The sequence below is a fragment of the Streptomyces sp. NPDC020898 genome, from assembly GCF_044333925.1.
Classification (GTDB): domain Bacteria; phylum Actinomycetota; class Actinomycetes; order Streptomycetales; family Streptomycetaceae; genus Streptomyces.
The window spans coordinates 409035-426243 of record NZ_JBIRRV010000002.1; the positions used below are offsets into that span (position 1 = coordinate 409035).

At 67.9% G+C, this 17209-nt stretch carries 16 protein-coding genes and 3 pseudogenes; 4 read left to right on the forward strand and 15 right to left on the reverse strand.

Translation table 11 applies throughout. The features are described from left to right. Positions 1–164 precede the first annotated feature (164 nt). From ACH4TV_RS09785 to ACH4TV_RS09810, 6 genes and pseudogenes are all read right to left on the reverse strand, one after another. Complete coding sequence (locus tag ACH4TV_RS09785) at positions 165–2525, reverse strand: hypothetical protein (protein WP_398396053.1); 2361 nt, start codon at positions 2523–2525, stop codon at positions 165–167. Between the two features lie 155 nt (positions 2526–2680). Continuing rightward, positions 2681–3211: a DUF6113 family protein gene (locus ACH4TV_RS09790; RefSeq protein ID WP_398396055.1), complete on the reverse strand. Its 531-nt coding sequence runs from the start codon at positions 3209–3211 to the stop codon at positions 2681–2683. Then, positions 3208–4107 (reverse strand): N-acetyl-1-D-myo-inositol-2-amino-2-deoxy-alpha-D-glucopyranoside deacetylase, encoded by a 900-nt coding sequence (mshB, locus tag ACH4TV_RS09795; RefSeq protein ID WP_398396057.1) that lies wholly within the window; start codon positions 4105–4107, stop codon positions 3208–3210. Before mshB ends, ACH4TV_RS09790 begins: the two co-directional genes overlap by 4 nt. A gap of 52 nt (positions 4108–4159) precedes the next feature. After that, complete coding sequence (locus tag ACH4TV_RS09800) at positions 4160–4393, reverse strand: hypothetical protein (RefSeq protein ID WP_398396059.1); 234 nt, start codon at positions 4391–4393, stop codon at positions 4160–4162. Then, positions 4374–5353, reverse strand: a pseudogene (locus ACH4TV_RS09805) (helix-turn-helix domain-containing protein). Before ACH4TV_RS09805 ends, ACH4TV_RS09800 begins: the two are co-directional and overlap by 20 nt. A 399-nt stretch (positions 5354–5752) precedes the next feature. After that, positions 5753–6196, reverse strand: coding sequence for an ATP-binding protein (locus ACH4TV_RS09810; protein WP_398396061.1), 444 nt, complete (start codon positions 6194–6196; stop codon positions 5753–5755). A 158-nt stretch (positions 6197–6354) separates the two neighbouring features. On the opposite strand from ACH4TV_RS09810, the gene ACH4TV_RS09815 reads away from it, so the two are divergent. Together ACH4TV_RS09815 and ACH4TV_RS09820 are read left to right on the forward strand one after the other, a co-directional pair. Further along, positions 6355–7230, forward strand: a complete 876-nt coding sequence (locus tag ACH4TV_RS09815) for a helix-turn-helix domain-containing protein (RefSeq protein ID WP_398396062.1) — start codon at positions 6355–6357, stop codon at positions 7228–7230. Further along, positions 7227–7439 (forward strand): DUF397 domain-containing protein, encoded by a 213-nt coding sequence (locus tag ACH4TV_RS09820; RefSeq protein ID WP_398396064.1) that lies wholly within the window; start codon positions 7227–7229, stop codon positions 7437–7439. Before ACH4TV_RS09815 ends, ACH4TV_RS09820 begins: the two co-directional genes overlap by 4 nt. A gap of 17 nt (positions 7440–7456) precedes the next feature. On the opposite strand, the gene ACH4TV_RS09825 is transcribed toward ACH4TV_RS09820, so the two are convergent. The 4 genes from ACH4TV_RS09825 to ACH4TV_RS09840 form a co-directional block, all read right to left on the reverse strand. Then, positions 7457–8035: a hypothetical protein gene (locus tag ACH4TV_RS09825; protein WP_398396066.1), complete on the reverse strand. Its 579-nt coding sequence runs from the start codon at positions 8033–8035 to the stop codon at positions 7457–7459. Between the two features lie 438 nt (positions 8036–8473). Beyond that, the gene (locus tag ACH4TV_RS09830; RefSeq protein WP_398396068.1) at positions 8474–9109 is read right to left on the reverse strand and encodes a DUF3592 domain-containing protein; all 636 of its coding nucleotides are present in this window, start codon (positions 9107–9109) and stop codon (positions 8474–8476) included. Between the two features lie 12 nt (positions 9110–9121). Then, the gene (locus tag ACH4TV_RS09835; protein WP_398396070.1) at positions 9122–10585 is read right to left on the reverse strand and encodes a hypothetical protein; all 1464 of its coding nucleotides are present in this window, start codon (positions 10583–10585) and stop codon (positions 9122–9124) included. Continuing rightward, positions 10578–10910 (reverse strand): SAV_915 family protein, encoded by a 333-nt coding sequence (locus ACH4TV_RS09840; RefSeq protein WP_398396072.1) that lies wholly within the window; start codon positions 10908–10910, stop codon positions 10578–10580. The genes ACH4TV_RS09835 and ACH4TV_RS09840 overlap by 8 nt, the downstream gene beginning before the upstream one ends. A 172-nt stretch (positions 10911–11082) precedes the next feature. Here ACH4TV_RS09840 and ACH4TV_RS09845 point away from each other — a divergent pair, with 172 nt between their 5' ends. Then, on the forward strand, positions 11083–11385 hold the full coding sequence (locus ACH4TV_RS09845) for a hypothetical protein (RefSeq protein WP_398396074.1): 303 nt from the start codon (positions 11083–11085) through the stop codon (positions 11383–11385). A gap of 122 nt (positions 11386–11507) precedes the next feature. Here the strand turns inward: ACH4TV_RS09845 and ACH4TV_RS09850 are convergent. The 3 genes and pseudogenes from ACH4TV_RS09850 to ACH4TV_RS09860 all read right to left on the reverse strand — a co-directional run. Beyond that, positions 11508–11776 (reverse strand): annotated as a pseudogene (locus ACH4TV_RS09850) (transposase); the annotation flags it as partial. 20 nt (positions 11777–11796) lie between these two features. Further along, positions 11797–12086 (reverse strand): annotated as a pseudogene (locus tag ACH4TV_RS09855) (transposase); the annotation flags it as partial. 409 nt (positions 12087–12495) lie between these two features. Then, positions 12496–12690, reverse strand: a complete 195-nt coding sequence (locus tag ACH4TV_RS09860) for a hypothetical protein (protein WP_006375723.1) — start codon at positions 12688–12690, stop codon at positions 12496–12498. 176 nt (positions 12691–12866) lie between these two features. Here ACH4TV_RS09860 and ACH4TV_RS09865 point away from each other — a divergent pair, with 176 nt between their 5' ends. Continuing rightward, positions 12867–14987: a prolyl oligopeptidase family serine peptidase gene (locus ACH4TV_RS09865; protein WP_398396076.1), complete on the forward strand. Its 2121-nt coding sequence runs from the start codon at positions 12867–12869 to the stop codon at positions 14985–14987. Between the two features lie 159 nt (positions 14988–15146). Here the strand turns inward: ACH4TV_RS09865 and ACH4TV_RS09870 are convergent, their stop codons facing one another. Beyond that, positions 15147–16232 (reverse strand): ABC transporter ATP-binding protein, encoded by a 1086-nt coding sequence (locus ACH4TV_RS09870; protein WP_398396078.1) that lies wholly within the window; start codon positions 16230–16232, stop codon positions 15147–15149. After that, the gene (locus tag ACH4TV_RS09875; RefSeq protein ID WP_398396080.1) at positions 16225–17208 is read right to left on the reverse strand and encodes an ABC transporter ATP-binding protein; all 984 of its coding nucleotides are present in this window, start codon (positions 17206–17208) and stop codon (positions 16225–16227) included. Before ACH4TV_RS09875 ends, ACH4TV_RS09870 begins: the two co-directional genes overlap by 8 nt. Between the last annotated feature and the right edge of the window lies 1 nt (position 17209).

Genomic DNA, 17209 nt, shown 5'->3' on the forward strand with positions numbered 1-17209 from the left:
CCGGTGGCTCCGGGCGCCCCTCCTGTCACTTCCCTCTGTGCCCTACGCGGCTAAGCGGTCCTGGTGAAGTCGGGTGCGCAACCCGCGCCCCGAAGGGGCGCGGGGAACTGCGCGACCAGCCCCCACCGGCCCGCGGCAGACGAACCGCATATCCCGCGGAGCGCTCAGCTCGGGTTCGTCTCGATGATCCCGACCCGGTTGCTCGTGCTGACCAGGGCCGGGCGCAGGGCGCCGATGACGTCCTCGACGGTGACCGGCGTCTTCTCGCCGTTGCCGCGGGCGATCAGGACCTGGTCGAAGGTGCTGCCGTACAGCTCCTTCAGCGCGGCCTTGTCGTAGGCCTCGACGAGCTTGCCGTTGATCGGCTTGACCTGGAGGAACCTCCACAGGGAGTTCTGCGGGCTGAACTCCACCTGGGCCGTGCCGGTGTCCACGCGGACGGTGACGTTGGCGGACATCGCCGGGGTGGCGAACGCCTTCATCATGCGGTCGACCTCGGCGTTCGAGATCGTCGGCTCCTGGGTCTTGGTGGGGACCTGGATCGGCGTGCTCGTGCCGCTCTCCACCTGGCTGCGGTAGGCGTTCTCGACGGACTCGGCCGCCGCGGCGGCGTCGATGCCCTTGCCCGCCTTGCCGTAGACGGCGACGGCCTTGCCGGACTGGAACGTGATCGTCCCGTCGCTCGCCGAGCTGGCCCCGCCGGCCGTGCGCTGGAGCGCTGCCGCCAGTTTCTCCTCGTCGACCGGCATGACGGGCTCGACGACCCGCTGCTGCCCGAAGAGCGAGCCGATCACCGACATGGGGTTGTAGTCGCTGCCGGCGGCTGCCCGGACCGTGGCCTGGGTGTCGAACTGGAGCCCTGCCTGGTCCGGCTTGAGGGAGACCGGCTTGCCGTCGACGGACAGCGTCAGCGCCTGGTTCATCCGCTTGTCGAAGGCGTCGTCGAGCTTCTTGACGGCGTCGTCACGGGTGCCGCCGCCGATGTCGACGCCGAACACGGTGGTGCCCTTGGGCACGTCGAAGCGGTTCATCAGCAGCCCGGCGCCGTACGCGCCACCGGCGATGAAGAAGACGGCCACGATCAGCAGCGTCAGTTTGCTGCGGCCCTTCTTCTTCGCCTTCTTGCCCTTGGGCGCGGCAGCGGCGGGCGCGTTCGGCGACACCGGCTCGGGCAGCTTCGGCGGGGTGTGCGGAAGCGGTCCGTCGGGGTGCGTGCCCGGCGCGAACGGGGAGTTGCGGTCGCTCGGGACGACGGGCATGCCGCTGGTCAGGGTGGAGCTGGAGATGTTGTCCACGGAGCCGCCGTAGCCGCCGCCCGGTTCGGGGGCGTGCTTCTGCGGGGTGAGGATCGCGGTGTCGTCGCTGAGCCCGCCGCCGAGCCGACCCGTGCCGGGGGCGCCGGAGACTCCCGGGCCGTCTCCGGTGACCGGGCCGCCGGTCGGGCCCGCCGGGCCACCCGAACCGCCGGGTCCGAAGCCGTTCTGGCCGTTCTGCCCGTTCGGACCGCCGAAGTCGGCCTGGGCAGCACCGAAGTCACCGAAGTCGTTGGACTGGGTGAAGTCATTGGACGCGGTGAAGTCGTTCTGCGGGCTGAACCCGCCGCCCTGACCGCCGAAGTCGCTCTGCCCGTTCTGGCCGTTCTGACCGTTGGGGCCGCCCTGTCCGTTCTCCGAGAAGTACGGCAGGTCGTCGCGGCGCGGTTCACCACGACCGTCGGCAGCCGCAGGACCACCCGGGTTACGGGGATTGCCGGCCGACGGGTAGGGGGACGTGCTCAGCGGGCCCGCCCCGGCCGCCAGCGCGGACACGTCGAAGGAACCGGTGCCGCCGCCGTGCCCCGGGGCCACGGGACCGGCGCCGGTGGCACCGCCGAGTCCGGCACCCTTCGTACCGCCACCGGCGGCGCGAGGGCCGCCCGCGTTGCCCGCGGCGCCCATGACGCCCAGGCCGGGGCGTGAAGAGCCCGTGGAACCGCCGCTGTTGGGACCGCCGGGGCGTGAAGTGCCCGCCGGGCCGGTGCCGTTGGAGCCGCTGGACCGGGGGGCTGCGGGTGCCGGGCCCGAACCGCCGGGCAGACCGGCGCCGTTGCTCGCGTCGCTGCCCGGACCGCCCTTGGGCGCACCGGACTTGCGCGGCGCGAACCAGTCGCTGGTCTTCTCTCCGGGCTGGCCCGGGGGCTCGGCGGACGGCTCGGCGGCGCCGTTGGACTGGGGCGCGCCCTGCGTTCTGGCGTCGCCTCCCGTCCTCGGCCGCTTGTGCGTCCCGGTCTCCTCGGAGGACTCGGTGTCCGCGACGGGCGTCCGGACGACGACCGGCGGAATCGGCCGGGATCCGGGGATGTTGATCCGGATCCGGGTCGTCAGCGTGGTCTCGGTCTTGGGCCCGTCCGGCTCCGCGGCCGAACGGCCCGCGTCCGGACCGCCGTCGGACGCCATGGGCGTGCCGTACGGCGGTGTCCCCGAGGGGTAGGCGGCACCTCCGCGCCCGTTGGGCCCGGAGGACGGACTGTCAGTTTCACGACTCAAGGCAGGTTCTCCCGGTTGGCTCCGCCGCCCGACGCGACCTCACGCGGGCAGCTCGGCGGCGCGCACCACCATACTGGCCACTTCCGGCGCGTATCCCACGACCGCTGAGGAAACCATCACGGGACCCCCACCGGTCGCGGCGGCGAAGTAGTACGTCACTTGCCAAGTCGGACCGCGGAACCGTCTGGTTGCCGCGTCCGGGCGAGGGTGGCGCACATCACAGCGACGGCCATCCCGCCGAGGAGGAAGAGGTACGAGCCGGCTCCTGCGGAGAACAGGAAATCCCCTTCCGGACGGTTGGCCGTGAGCAGGATGACGGAGACCATCCAGCCGGCCGCCGGCGCGACCGCCCCGGCGCGAGTCCCGACGCCACGCGCTCCACCGAGGAACAGCCCAGCCGCCCCGCCCAGCGCGAGCAGCAGCCCGCCGGGGAACCACGCGGCCTGAACAAGCGCGCCGGCCGCCCCGACGACGGCCCCGAGCACGAACAACCCCAGATAGCCCGCCGCCCGCCCGGGGGAGGGCCCGACGAGCGGCTGGGCCAGCAGACTGCCGCCCCCCGCTCCCACTCCCCCTGTGCTTGCGCCTGCGCCTGCTGCCACTCCCGATGCCGCTCTTCCTCGCGTTCCGCGAGCGGGGACCTTTCCGTTCGCACTCTTCGCACTCTTCGCGCTCTTCGAACTCATCGCACACCCGCCCCGGAAACCTCGTCGGAAATCCCGTCGAAGAGATCCGTCTCACGCGGATCCTTCTCACGCCCCGGGGTGCGTTCCCCCCGGTCGCCGCGCACCAACTCGTAGTACTCGTCGGTGAAGAGCGGCTGGGCCTGCTGGTTGGAGAGGACGAACCAGGGCTCGGCCACCTCGATCTGTGTGGCGTGGGCGCGCATCGCGGCGGCCTTCGCAGCCGCATACGCGGTGCCGTCGACGGCCGTGGTGATCCGGTCCTCGTCCACGACACCCGGTACGTCGTCGACCACGCCGGCCTCGGCGAAGGGCAGCCCCGGCAACGCCTCCTGAAGACGCGCGAAGCCCTTCTCGGCGACCGGACGGGGCACGCGGTTCCAGTAGACCTTGGGGACACTCCAGCCGGCCTCGGCGGCGAGCTCCACGGCGCGCGTGGCGACGCGGTGGGCCTGGATGTGGTCGGGGTGGCCGTAGCCGCCGTCCGGGTCGTACGTCACGACGACTTGGGGGCGGACTTCGAGGATCACCTCCACGAGGTACCCGGCGGCCTCGCCGACGTCCGCCTGCCAGAAGCAGCCGGGGTCGTCGTTGTCGGCCAGCCCCATCATCCCGGAGTCCCCGTACCTGCCGGGGCCGCCGAGCAGACGGTGGTCGGTGACTCCGAGCGCGCGCATCGCCGCGTCCAGCTCACGCAGCCGGTACTCGCCGAGGGCGGCACCGCTGAGATGCGCGAGCTCGGGCGGAATGACCTCGCCGCGCTCACCGAGGGTGCAGGTCACCAGGGTCACCCGGGCGCCCTCGGCCGCGTACCTGGCCATGGTCGCGCCATTGTTGATCGACTCGTCGTCCGGGTGCGCGTGCACCAGAAGAAGACGCCGGTCGGGCAGTTCCGTCATGGGCCCACCCTACGAGGCGCGGGGTCTCGGTCCGCCGTCCCCTGTCCGCGCCTCACTCCTCGCGGTAACGCGGCAGGCCGGTTGTCGGAATCGTCCAGTCGGCGATGGTGACGTCGTCGCCGTAGACGAAGTCCTTGCGGGTCGCGTAGCGGGGGCCGCCGGGGGTGGGGTGGATCTCAGTGAGGACGGCGCCGGTGCCGGTGCGGGGATCGAAGAAACGTGAGAAGTGCTCCGCTGTGCGTCGCCCGGGCCAGTGGCCATCGCACTCACTCCTCGTCGCCTTCATGCCGGGCGGCCTCCAGAAGATCGGGGCGGCAGTCGCGGCAGCGACCGGGCTCGGGCGCGCGGAAGGCGCGCTCGCAGCCGTCGCAGGTCTGGAGCGGGCTCCGGGCGGCCGGTGGTGAGACCACCGCCGGTGCACGAAACGGCGCCGGGGGCGGTAGCTGGGTGGTGAGGCGGTGGGCGAGGAGGGCGGCTGGGCGGCGGGTGCCTTCGGGTGGGAGGTCGTGGGTGAGGGCGTGGCGTACGGCGGTGGGGCTGGCGTCGCGTTCGAGCCAGGCGGCGACGCCGGGGGCGAGGTGGGCGGTGTCGCAGGCGGACAGGAGCAGGTCGGGGTGGTGGCGGCGCAGGCCGGCGAGGAGGTCGGTGGCGGCCTGGAGGAGTCCCGGCCCGGAGTACGCGGGCTGCGGTACGGCGGGGAGGGGCTTGCGTGGGGTGCGCTTCTTGGGTGGGCCGGGGGTGGTGGGGTGCGCGGGGCGGGTCGGCTCGGGGGCGGGCGCGTGGCGGGTGGGTGCCCCAACTCGGATTCGGGTTCGGGCTCGGGCGCCGTACGGCGATCGGTGTGCTCCCCGGTGTGGCGTCCGGGCTGGTTGCAGGAGACCGTGCGGGTGACGATGCGGCCAGCGGGGGTGCGTTCGCGGAGGCGCCGCAGGTAACCGTGGGCTTCCAGTTCGCGCAGGGCGGCGGCGATACGGTCCGGGCCCTCCGGGAACTTCCTGGCGAGGGTCTTGATGTCGACGCGGGCACCCGTCGGCAGCGACTGGATGTGCACGGCCAGCCCGATCGCGAGCAGCGACAGCTCGGGGTGCTGGGCGAGGTGGTTGCCGATCACTGTGAAGCGGTCTTTGTGGCGGGCGTTGTCGTGGATGACGCCGGAGACGCCGGAATTGGGGCGCCTGTGGGGGTGGTTTTTGCCCGCGATACGGGCTTGGGCGTGCGAGGGCACGCTAAGGTTTTTCGTATCCATCGGGAAGCCCTAACTTCCTTGGTGGTCAGGCCCTCGCATTGGGAGTGCAATCCCGGCGAGGGCCGTCGCATGTCTGCGGTTGTCTGTGATGTCCGTGGTGGTGCTGCGCTGAGCGTAGGGCAGGTAACCGGTCGCAGATCCAGCCGAGTTGGCGATGTCCACTCGCGCGGGTGAGTTTGTGCGGTGGCGGCGGCCTGGCCCTCGGTGGCCGTCCCGGCGGACGGGAGGGGTGGGGTTTGGTTGAGGTTGTTTCTCTCCAGACGTTCCTTTGAAAAGAGCGCCGGTCACGCCGGAACCCACGCGGCCAGGATCCGGAGCGGGAACACTCCGGGCGGCCTTCTCCAGTACGGCGCGCACAGCTCCCGTAGAGCATCGCGCGCCGTCACTTGGACCTCGGTATCACGTTCTGCCTCCCTGCCGTACGACGGTCACCTCGGCCCACACCGTCTTGTGTGGCCTCAGCCCCGGACCCCACCCCCACCGATCGCCGAGCGCCTCCACCAGAGCCAGGCCCCGCCCGCACTCCGCGTCGTCGGACGGGTGCTGTGGGCGGGGCGGAAGATCCCCGCAGGTATCGGTCACCTCGATGCGCAGGGTGCTGCCGATGACGTACATCGTGAGCCGGAAGTCGCGGCCCGGGACGCGTCCGTGCGTGGCGGCGTTGGCCGACAGTTCGGCCACGATCTGACGAGCCGGGTCCACGGGCAGTCCCCAGGAACAGAGTTGCTCGGCGACGAGCAGCCGGGCCAGACGGGCACCACGGGGCGTGGGTGACAGACGCACGCTGAAGTTGCGGAAGGCGTGTCCGAGTTGGGCCTCGGGAGCGGCGGTTTCTTGATTCACGTCACTCAGAGTGGCCGTACATGCTTACCGTGAGCAGTGACTCAGTCGATACGTACGGTGACTGTCCGGAGCTTGTCCGGTCCTGTCCGGGCTGTCGGGACGGCGCGTACGGGTAGGGCGGGGGCAACGTACAGCGCGGTGCGACGGAGGGGTGCGGCATGAGCGTGGACAGTGACGCAGGGCAGCTCAAGAGCGAGGCGGACGAGCCGGGTTGGGAGGTGGACCCGGACGACGCCTGGGGTGTGGCCGTCGTGGAGACCGTCGGCCGGCAACTGAAGCTGCGGCGGGAGGCGGTGGGGATGAGCGCCGCCGACTTCGGCCGGGCCCTCGGGTACGGCGAGGACATGGTCTACAAGATCGAGGGCGGGAAGCGGATCGCTCGGCCCGAGTACATGAGGAAGGCGGACGAGGAGTTGGGGGCGGGTGGGCTGCTCGCGGCGATGAACGAGGACTTGGAGAAGGTCCAGTACCCGAAGAAGGTGCGGGCCATCGCGAACATGGAGGCGAAGGCGGTGGAGATCGGCGTGTACGTCGGACTCAGCCTCCACGGCCTGTTGCAGACGCCCGAGCATGCCCGGGCGTTGTTCGAGGTGGGGCAACCACCGGCCTCGGAGCAGGAACTGGAACGCCTGGTAGCAGCTCGCATGGCCCGACAGTCGATCTTCGGCCGTGAACCCGCCACCTCACTCAACTTCGTCCAGGAAGAGGCAACGCTCCGACGCGATGTCGGAGGCACAATGGTGAGGCGACGGCAGTTCGAACGCTTGCTGGAGGTGGGGCGATTGCGCAACGTCTCGCTTCAAGTAATGCCGATGAACTCTGGGGCTCACGCCGGGCTGAGTGGCAAGATCGAGGTGCTGAAGTTCGCGGACGGTACGGCGCTGGGCCGTTCCGACGGTGCGTTCAACGGCCGTCCGACTTCTGATCCGAAGCAGCTGAGGATCCTTGAGCTGCGTTTCGGCGCCATCCGGGCTCAGGCGCTCACCCCAAGGGAGTCGCTGGCCCTCATCGAGCAACTGCTGGGAGAAACATGATCCGCAAGACCTCCGCCGGGGACGCCTCCGAACTGGCGTGGTTCAAGAGCAGCTACAGCGACGGCCCTGAGGGGGACTCCTGCGTCGAGATCGCCACCACCCCCGGCACCATCCACGTCCGCGACTCCAAGAACATAGAGCGCGCCCCCCGCCTGGCCTTTGCCCCCACCACCTGGGCCGAGTTCGTCCCGTACGTGGCCGAACGCTGACAGGCTCAGCGCGAAGGTCACTGGAAAGCGTCCAGCCAGTTCATCGACCTGTTGAGGAAGGCGCGAACGGCCCCGCCCCGAGTGAGGTTGCGGGTGTTGACGCCGCACATCACGGCGGCCAGAGCGAGGTCCGTGGCGTCGGCCGGACCCAGGACGGTGAAAGTGGCCTTCTTGCGCGCACCTCTGCCATGCCGACTGGTCCGGATCTCCACACCGTTCCGGACGAGGGTCCTGTCGCGGTGCCGTGCGCTGGTCGCGAGGTAGCGGTACTCCCGCCCGGCAACCTGCATCCGCAGGGCCCGTCCGGCTCTGGTCTGCGCCCAGCGGTTGCGCTTGAGCCGGATTCCGGCACCGCCGACGCTGAGCTGTCCCATGTAGAGCGAGGGCTTTCGTCCGTAGGCCCAGCCGCCGAAGGAGGTGGCGGGCATGGAGTCACCCCTGACCTCGGTGACGTGACGGTCGCCGCGACGGCTCGCCGGGTAGATCACCTCGATCTTCCCGAACGGCCCTGCTGCGCCCCGATACCCGAACTTCCAGGTCAGCCGATGACCTGAACGGTCATCCCAGTAGTCGAGGGTGTACGTATGTTGCTGCATGGTTCCTTTCCCTCGCGCAGCTCGATGCCGGCGCCACGAATCCATCCGGCGGCCTTGGTCGCATTGGCGGGACCGCCGCGTTGGGCGACGCGAAGCAGGTTGGCCTCTGTGCTTGTCCCAGTGGCCGTTGATAAGACGTGCGGTGAACGTGCTCGGCGCATTGAGCACTTGGGAGCTCTTGAAGTATGAAATGAGCGACTTGTGACCCATTATCGCCATGGTTGGCGACGTGAAGAACGCCGCCAGGTCTGCAGCCCCCTCGATGTACGTCGATACCGCCGGAACGCACACTGGACGGCACCGTCGGAAAGGCTGTGCCTGGCCACATCTCCGTCCTCGGATCCCTCGTCCTCCGCTGTGGAGGACAGGCCCATCGCGGGTTAACGAGACTCCGGCGGATGCTTTCGCCGCCGCAGTACAGTACGAGAATCAGACGCACTATTCCTTGGAGAGCTGCGCCGTCTTCCCGTCCTCCTCCACGGCCAAGGAGCTTGAGGGGGAATCGTCCTGCGGGGATACCTTGGCGAGGCTAAGAACCTGACGGCGGCGGAGTGTCAGAAAGGCCGCAGCTGCCAGCAGGAACAGGGCCAACGCTGCAGTTCCCAACATCGGCAGATTTACGAGGGGCGGGCTATTGACCCAACTTTCAGTAAGTACCCGAGAAGAGTCCTGGGGGTCGTAGCGAACCGCCAGGGGCTGCCCGACCTGTACTTCTGGGCGCATCCCCGCATAGTCGTGCAAATTTGCGGTGACGGTCTCACTAGGGCCTCGGAAGCGTACTTCTACGATCTCAGGTTTGTCGTCGACCTTGGTGACTGTCGCCGTCGCAGTCACCCCGCGGGAACGAAGGTCATCAACGACTGCTTTCGAGGGAAGCCAGAGTGCGAGGAAGATGACGATGCAGAGAATCCCCAAGCCCGCCAGAGTGAAGATAAGACGTAGCTGAGGGAGCAACGGGCGAGGATTACGCTCTTCGGCGACCTTCCTGGCTGCCTCTTTGGCCGCCGCCGCTCGGGCAGAACTCTGTGGGTTCTGAAAAGAGCTGGGTGAGCGTTTCCGTTGTTTCTTGGCCATTATCTTCATCCCTCATGAGAACCAACCTGAAACGGTATTCTTCACCACTGATGCCCCATCACTGATGGACTTTCCGGCGCTCTTTGCTGCTCCGCTGACCGCGTTGACGGCCTTCCTTCCGATCTCAGTGTCCTTGAGGAGGTACGAAGCGGTGTAGCCAACACCGAACCCTACGACAATTCCAGCAGCGATTCCCCAGCCGACCGGCCCACCGACGGCGGCAACGGCTGCCATACCGGCCCAGGTGCCAGCCATGCCGGCGCCCATACCGGCAACGTTGGCGGCAATGGCAACATCTTTCTCCTCGCCACCGTGGATGTCCCAGGCGATTGCGCCAATCGTCAGGATCGAACCCACCAGCGGGAGTTTGCCACCGGCCCGCAGAATTTTACCGAAGGCGCCGGTGCTGCTTGGCGGATGCACACTGGGAATGCTCTTCATGACCCAACTGCCAGCATCGCCCACTGACACCTCCATCAGGCGCGAAAATGGCCCCATGCCGTACTTTGCCAGAGCGCGCTCGGCCTGGCGACCCGACGACTTTGCTGCTTTTGCAGCTCTCCGCGTTTCCTTCTTGAACGCGCGCTTTTCTTCTGGAGTCATGGCATTGAGTCGACGCTGGTGGAGGTCGGAAGCCTTGTCACTAAAATTCTGCGCCTGAGATCGGAAATGGTCAGCATACTTGAACTGCACGCCGATAATCCCTGCAATCAATCCGGCGTGGTCGGACCAGGTATCGGCGGGATCGCCGAGCTTGGCCACCGCTTTTTTGGTGTGATCCCATGCGACCTCCCAGAGCTCTGGATCGTTGCTCTGCATCAAGGCGCGATTGAATACCGCCCCTGGCTGATCTTTGGGGAGGTCACCACTGAAGACGGAATAAGCCTTGTCAAAGCCAGGCGCGGGGGACTCGGAATTGACTGCCGCTGTGAACGCAGACCCGAAGATCTTGGTGTCCTCTTTTGCGGTCGACGCATTCGCGGCCGCAATAGCCAAAGGGAGGTTCTCGAGTAGCTCAGGATTCATTTTGGCATAAAAGGCCGAAGCGAAGTCCGGATCACCCTTGTGCATTCTCAGAGTTTCTGCGATCCCGTGGAACTCGGCTCCCGCCTGGCTGGGATCAAGATCTCCGGCCTTGTTGGCGGCCTCGGCAAGCTCTTTCCCGTCCTTCATTGCCGCGGCTCCGGTGAGGACGGGCTCTCGGAGTTGAATCATCGTAACCTTTGGGCCATAGCCGCCCTCCGTCTCCATTGCAGCCGCCAGCGTCTGACGCCGCCGCAACATCGGGAGTTCGTCATCGACCCAACTGGCGATCTTTCCGATCTCTGTCAGGTTGCTGGAATCGAGGCCGTGCTTTTGGAATCTGCTGAGGAAGGCTGCTTTGGCGCCATGCAATTTCTTGCCGCCGGACTCCAGGGCACTGATGGTCCTGAGCAAATTATCGGGATTGATTCCCGAGAAGTTCGGATCAGTCATTGGGACGACCGCCTCTTGCCCCATCCGCCAACTGAGGGTCCACCAAGATCCCTTGGGCGCCCGACCCCTGCAGCGCCTTTTCCATTCGTTGGGTCGGGATCATCACCCAGGCCTGTTCTTGGCCCAGGGCTTCGACAAGCAGGGGAACGGAGGTGAACGCCAGACATACCAGTTGTTCCCCACCGCCTTCGGTAGCTACAGGTACGAGCATCACGTCAACGGTGCCGTGCTGGACCGGGGAGCCGTCGGCGTTCCGAGGAACCTGACTCATGGTGGGAAGTGCCAACAGATCGGGAACCTTGGCGGGTGCTGCTGCTGCGGTCATGGAATCAGGCTAGGCGGGATGGATGACGGGAAGCAATGCGGTGGCCCGGGCACTACACGATCGAGTCGTGATTGCCACATTTGGGATCGCGCCGCTCGGCGCGGGAGCCACGGGTTCGGGTTGGTACGGTGTTGAGCAGTCGGCAGGTCAGTGTGCATAGGGGCGTGCGGTTATGACGGGTTCCGAGCCAAAAGTGTCAAATCCTCGCAAAGCGGACTTGGAGAAGTTGCGGCGAGATCTGGCGAAGGAAGTTGAAGATCTGAAGAAGGCGCTCAAAAAGCCGACCGAGGAAATCGGTGGTGACCAGGTCTGGGTAGGAAAGAACGCTCGGGCATGGCACAAGGAGCTGGAGGGCCGCAACAAGAAATTGGGCGACCAGGTCGATAAACTGCTTCCCGTTATCGATGCGGCAATCCGAAGTGAGCCGGAAAAGGTATCCGCCACTGAGGCGAGGATGTACCATAACGGCATCTAATGGCGCCGAATATTTTCGACGCTCAGGAGCACTTTCGTGTTTTTTGAGCTTCGATGGGTGGGCGCCGAGTTCCACTTCACCGGTGTGGTGGTGCGGGTTGTCGGGACGGGCGATGTGGTTGGTCAACCAGGGTTCAGCAGGGCGTGGAGCCTGACGATCGCGTGGCTGATGACAGCGGTCCAGGGCCCTCGGGCGGGCAGGCGGAGCCAGCGGCTACGGCCGGTGTTCACGAGCTGAGCGGCGGCGGAGAACAGCCGAAGCCGGAGCTTCTTGGGTTCCCAACGGCGGGCCTCGCAGGTCAGCGCCAGCATGGGCATCCAAGTGAGGAGGTCGAGTGCGAGGGAGACGTCTCCAGCCAGATCCGGTTCTGTGCGGTGTCGTGCAGGGGCAGACATCCGATGCGTTGATCTGTCAAGCGGCAGAAGGGAGTTGTTGTTCCGCTGATGCGGGGAAGATGGTCGCTTCGTCGTTGTGGCGATCTCCGTCGTTGCGACGCCGGTAATAGTGGGCCTTGGCGCCGGTAAGACGGTCAGGGCGAAGAATGCCCATACGTAGCCGACGGAGGCCAGGCGCTGGTTCTTGACCCGGCGAGCCAGGACCGCGACGCTCTTGCCGGACGCTCGTGTGACTGGTGCGGCCCCGGCGTATGCTTTCAGGGACTTGGCGTCGGAGAAGCGGGATCGGTCGTCGCCGATCTCGGCGTCGTTGCGGCCCTGCGGAGCTTGTAGAAGGCGTCACGGCTCCAGCCGACGAGCACGCCCACCCGGGGCAGCGGGTTGAGACGGTCGACCTGCCGGGTGCCCTCGACGCGCGTATCGGTACTGGTGACGAACTACCCGGCCAACACCTCGCCGAACTGCCCAGCGCTCCCATAAGCGGTGTTCGGATCGCCAGGCCGGGTTGGGTTCCGCCTGTGACTCGAAGACGGCCAGGAGGGGCCGGTAGCCACACAGACGCCCGAAGCTGGGCGATGCCTTCGCCGGCCGCCCGGAGCCGATCGTCGGCGTTGTGGCCGTCCACCCGGAACATGTCCGCCAAGGTCGGGCCCCGGACACTCACCCTCCGGAGCCCGCCGAAGCCCACGTACCCGCGCCCAACAGCAGGCGCAGGTCAGAACTTGAGGTCGCCGATCATGCCCGCGATGCTTGTCGTCAGGTCGCTGATCGTCGGGGCGAAGGTCGACGAGGCCATGTAGAACCCGAGGAGCATGCACACCACCGCGTGGCCTCCCTTGAGTCCTGACTTCTTGATCAGCAAGAAGACGATGATCGCCAGCAGCACGACCGCCGAAATCGAGAGTGCCACGGCGGCTCACCTCCAAGGGGCCCAGGGACGCGGGGGGTCGGACTATGGGGGCAGTAAATCCATACAGTGGCCAGCAGGTTCATACCCACTAGCCGCCAGTGATCATAACTATTCGCCCGCGCGCATTGGTCAGCGCACTGCCGCACAAGGGGGCGCATGGCCAATATGGTCGGGGGATGACGACCGAGCCTGTCTCCTTCCCCCGCCGGCACGCCCGCACCCAGCGATTCACGCTCGGCGCACCCCGCGCGTTCACCGTGGCGCCCGACGGTTCGCGGGTCGCCTACCTGCGGTCTTCCTCCGGCACCGACCGGGCGAACAAGCTGTGGGTGCTGGACCTCCCGGACGGCGGGGAGCGGGTCGCCGCCGACCCGGTCACCCTTCTCGGCGGGGCCGACGAGGAGCTGTCCGTGGAGGAGCGGGCGCGTCGGGAACGCAGCCGTGAGGGCAGTGCCGGGATCGTCGGATACGCCACCGACTCGGCCGTCGAACTGGCCGCGTTCGCCTTGTCCGGGCGGCTTTTCGTGGCCGAGTTGCCGGCCGGGACGGTGCGTGAGATCCCGGCCCGGGGGCCCGTTCTCGACCCGCGCCCCTCCCCCGACGGACGGCTCGTCGCGTACGTCGCGGACGGCGCCCTGTGCCTCACGGACCTGGTCGGTAAGCGGGCCCTCGCGCTCGCGGAACCCGAGTCGGAGACGGTGACGTACGGGCTCGCGGAGTTCATCGCGGCCGAGGAGATGGCCCGGTCGCGCGGCTTCTGGTGGTCCCCGGAGTCCGATCGGCTGCTGGTCGCCCGGGCCGACGACGCGCCCGTCAACCGCTGGTGGATCGCCGATCCGGCGCATCCGGAACGCGAACCGCAGCGGGTCGCGTATCCGGCGGCGGGCACCCTGAACGCGGAGGTGCGGCTCTTCGTACTCACCCTTGAAGGGGTGCGGACCGAGGTTGTGTGGGACCGGGCGCGCTATCCGTATCTGGCGCGTGTGCACTGGTCAGGGGCGGGTGCGCCGCTGATTCTGGTGCAGTCGCGGGACCAGCGTGGGCAGTTGTTCCTGGCCGTGGACCCGGACAACGGGGCGACCCGGATGGTGCACGCCGACGAAGATCCACATTGGCTGGATCTTTTCCCCGGCGTGCCCTGCTGGAGCCCCTCCGGACAGCTCGTCCGCATCGCCGACGAGGGTGGCGCGCGGGTGCTGGCAGTCGGCGAACGGCCGCTCACCGGGGCGCAGTTGCACGTACGGGCGGTGCTGGACGTCTCGGACGACGACGTGCTCGTGTCGGCGTCGGCAGGTGAGGAGGCGATCGGCACCGAGATCGGCGAGGTTCACGTCTATCGAGTGAACGAGCTTGGGTTGGAGCGCGTCTCGCACGAGCCCGGCGTGCACTCGGCGGTACGCGCGGGGGGCGTGACCGTGCTCGTGTCGGCGGCGCCGGACCGGCCGGGGGCCCAGGTGCAGGTACTGCGCGACGGGAAGCGTGCGGCGACTGTCGTCTCGTACGCCGAAGATCCCGGTATGTCCCCGCGCATGACCCTGACCCAGGGGGGCGCACGCCGAATTCCATGCGCCCTGCTTATGCCGACCGACTACGACGGCGACACTCCCCTCCCTGTCCTCATGGACCCCTACGGTGGCCCCCACGGGCCCCGCGTGGTCGCCGCGCACAACGCGCACCTCACCTCGCAGTGGTTCGCCGACCAGGGGTTCGCGGTGGTCGTGGCCGACGGGCGAGGGACTCCGGGGCGCTCGCCGGCCTGGGAGAAGGCGGTCCACGGGGACTTCACGGTCTCGCTGGACGATCAGATCGACGCCCTGCACGACCTCGCCGAGCGCCACCCGCTCGACCTCTCCCGGGTGGCGATCCGGGGCTGGTCGTACGGCGGTTGGCTCGCGGGGCTGGCCGTGCTGCGACGGCCCGACGTCTTCCACGCGGGCATCGCGGGCGCCCCGGTGACGGACTGGCGGCTGTACGACACGCACTACACGGAGCGGTATCTCGGTGACCCGGCCGCCGCCCCGGAGGCGTACGCGAAGAGTTCGCTGATCACGGACCTCGGACTGTCCTCGCCCGCCGAACCGCATCGGCCGCTGCTGGTCGTGCACGGCACCGCCGACGACAACGTCGTCTTCGCGCACGCCCTGCGTCTGTCCTCGGCCCTGCTGGCCGCCGGCCGGCCGCACGAGGTGCTCCCGCTGTCCGGCGTCACGCACATGACCCCGCAGGAACAGGTCGCGGAGAACCTGCTGCTGCTTCAAGTGGACTTCCTGAAGCGGGCGTTGGGGCTGCCCCAGTAGGCAGGCCGGGTACGGCAACGGGCCGGGGCTACATGGCGAGCCCCGGCCCGTTTACGGCACCCGCACGGCCGTACGTTCATCAGAGTGGACCGTCCGTATATCGAGATCGGGTCGGCCAAGTTGCCTGCGTGTTAACGCGGTTCATGTGTCTTTATGCTGCTATTTCAGCCCGTTCGCATGATCGTCCGGAGAATCCGCAGGTGATGCGGGGGGCGGCTCCTCCGTCGGCACCACCCGCTTCTCCTCCGCGAAATGGCAGGCCGAGTCGTGCGCGGCCGGTCCTGTCGTGAGCCGGAACTCCGCGGGCACCGCCAGCAGCGGGACCTCCAACTCGCACCGTTTCTGGGCCTTCCAGCAGCGGGTGCGGAAGCGGCAGCCGGAGGGCGGGTTGGCCGGGGAGGGCACCTCGCCGTAGAGGATGATCCGCTCCCGGCGGTCGCGCGCCTCGGGGTCGGGGACGGGCACGGCGGACAGGAGTGCCTGTGTGTAGGGGTGCGTCGGGTGGTCGTAGATCTCGGCGTCCCGCCCCAGCTCCACGATCCGGCCGAGGTACATCACCCCGACCCGGTCCGAGATGTGCCGCACGATCGACAGGTCGTGGGCGATGAACACGTACGAGAGATCGAACTCGCTCTGGAGGCGGTCCAGCAGGTTGATCACCTGGGCCTGGACCGACACGTCGAGCGCGGAGACCGGTTCGTCGGCCACGATGATCTCGGGGCGCAGCGCCAACCCCCGGGCGATGCCGATGCGTTGGCGCTGGCCGCCGGAGAACTGGTGGGGGTAGCGGTTGATGTACTCCGGGTTGAGACCCACCACGTCCAGGAGATCCTGGACCTTGCGCCGGCGATCCCCCTTCGGCGCGACCTCGGGGTGGATCTCGTACGGCTCCCCGATGATGTCGCCGACCGTCATCCGGGGGTTGAGGGAGGTGTACGGGTCCTGGAAGACCATCTGGATGTTGCGGCGTACGGACTTCAGGGCGCGGCCCGACATCCGGGTGATGTCCTCGCCCTTGTACAGAATCGTGCCGGCCGTCGGCTTCTCCAGATTGACCAGCATCCGGGCCACCGTCGACTTGCCGCAGCCTGACTCCCCGACGATGCCCAGGGTTTCGCCGGCTCCGAGGGCGAAGTCGACGCCGTCGACCGCCCGGACCGCGCCCACCTGCTTCCGGAACAGGATGCCCTGGGTGAGCGGGTAGTGCTTGACAAGGCCGGTGACTTCGAGAATCGCCTCAGGCATCGAGCGTCTCCCTCCAGAAGAAGCAGGCGCTTCTGCGGACCCCGTCCGCCGAGTCCACATCCGCCAACGGCGGTACCTCCGTACGGCAGATGTCCTGGGCCATCGGGCAGCGCGGGTTGAAGGCGCAGCCCGGCGGAATGTTCATCAGGTTCGGTGGCAGGCCCTTGATGGCGTACAGCTCGCGGCCCTTCTGGTCGAGGCGCGGGATCGACTCCAACAGGCCCTTGGTGTAGGGGTGGGCGGGTGCCTTGTAGATGTCGTGGACCGGCGCCGACTCGACGATCCGGCCCGCGTACATGACGGCGATCCGGTCGGCGACGTCCGCGACGACTCCGAGGTCGTGGGTGATGAGGATCAGGCCCATGTTCAGTTCGCGCTGCAACTCGGCCAGGAGGTCCATGACTTGGGCCTGGACTGTCACGTCGAGGGCGGTGGTCGGTTCGTCGGCGATGATCAGGGCCGGTTCCAGGGCCAGCGCCATGGCGATCATGATGCGCTGGCGCATGCCTCCCGAGAACTGGTGCGGATAGTCCCGTACGCGCTGGGCGGCGGCCGGGATGCGGACGCGGTCCATCAGCTCAACTGCCTTGGTGCGGGCGTCTTTTCGGGACATTCCCCGGTGGACCACGAACATCTCGCCCAGTTGCTCGCCGACGCTCAGGACCGGGTTCAGGGACGACAGCGCGTCCTGGAAGATCATCGCCATCTGGGCGCCCCGGACCTTCCGCCGCTCCTCCTCCTTGAAGGCGAGCAGGTCCTTGCCCTGGAACAGGATCTCGCCGCCGGTGATCTTCCCGGGCGGGGTGTCCAGGATGCCCATGACCGCCTGGGCCGTGACCGACTTGCCGGAGCCGGACTCGCCGAGCACGGCGAGGGTCTCGCCCGCGTCCACGCTGTAGGTGACGCCGTTGACGGCCTTGGCGACCCCGTCCCGGGTTCTGAACTCCACGTGGAGGTCGCGTACTTCGAGCAGCATG

Coding starts and splice junctions, on each gene's coding strand:
- ACH4TV_RS09800 (WP_398396059.1), bottom strand. CDS start 4,393: ATGAAGGCGACGAGGAGTGAGTGCGATGGCCACTGGCCCGGGCGACGC.
- ACH4TV_RS09875 (WP_398396080.1), bottom strand. CDS start 17,208: ATGCTGCTCGAAGTACGCGACCTCCACGTGGAGTTCAGAACCCGGGAC.
- ACH4TV_RS09825 (WP_398396066.1), bottom strand. CDS start 8,035: ATGCAGCAACATACGTACACCCTCGACTACTGGGATGACCGTTCAGGT.
- ACH4TV_RS09815 (WP_398396062.1), top strand. CDS start 6,355: ATGAGCGTGGACAGTGACGCAGGGCAGCTCAAGAGCGAGGCGGACGAG.
- ACH4TV_RS09870 (WP_398396078.1), bottom strand. CDS start 16,232: ATGCCTGAGGCGATTCTCGAAGTCACCGGCCTTGTCAAGCACTACCCG.
- ACH4TV_RS09835 (WP_398396070.1), bottom strand. CDS start 10,585: ATGACTGATCCGAACTTCTCGGGAATCAATCCCGATAATTTGCTCAGG.
- mshB (WP_398396057.1), bottom strand. CDS start 4,107: ATGACGGAACTGCCCGACCGGCGTCTTCTTCTGGTGCACGCGCACCCG.
- ACH4TV_RS09790 (WP_398396055.1), bottom strand. CDS start 3,211: ATGAGTTCGAAGAGCGCGAAGAGTGCGAAGAGTGCGAACGGAAAGGTC.
- ACH4TV_RS09830 (WP_398396068.1), bottom strand. CDS start 9,109: ATGGCCAAGAAACAACGGAAACGCTCACCCAGCTCTTTTCAGAACCCA.
- ACH4TV_RS09840 (WP_398396072.1), bottom strand. CDS start 10,910: ATGACCGCAGCAGCAGCACCCGCCAAGGTTCCCGATCTGTTGGCACTT.
- ACH4TV_RS09865 (WP_398396076.1), top strand. CDS start 12,867: ATGACGACCGAGCCTGTCTCCTTCCCCCGCCGGCACGCCCGCACCCAG.
- ACH4TV_RS09845 (WP_398396074.1), top strand. CDS start 11,083: ATGACGGGTTCCGAGCCAAAAGTGTCAAATCCTCGCAAAGCGGACTTG.
- ACH4TV_RS09820 (WP_398396064.1), top strand. CDS start 7,227: ATGATCCGCAAGACCTCCGCCGGGGACGCCTCCGAACTGGCGTGGTTC.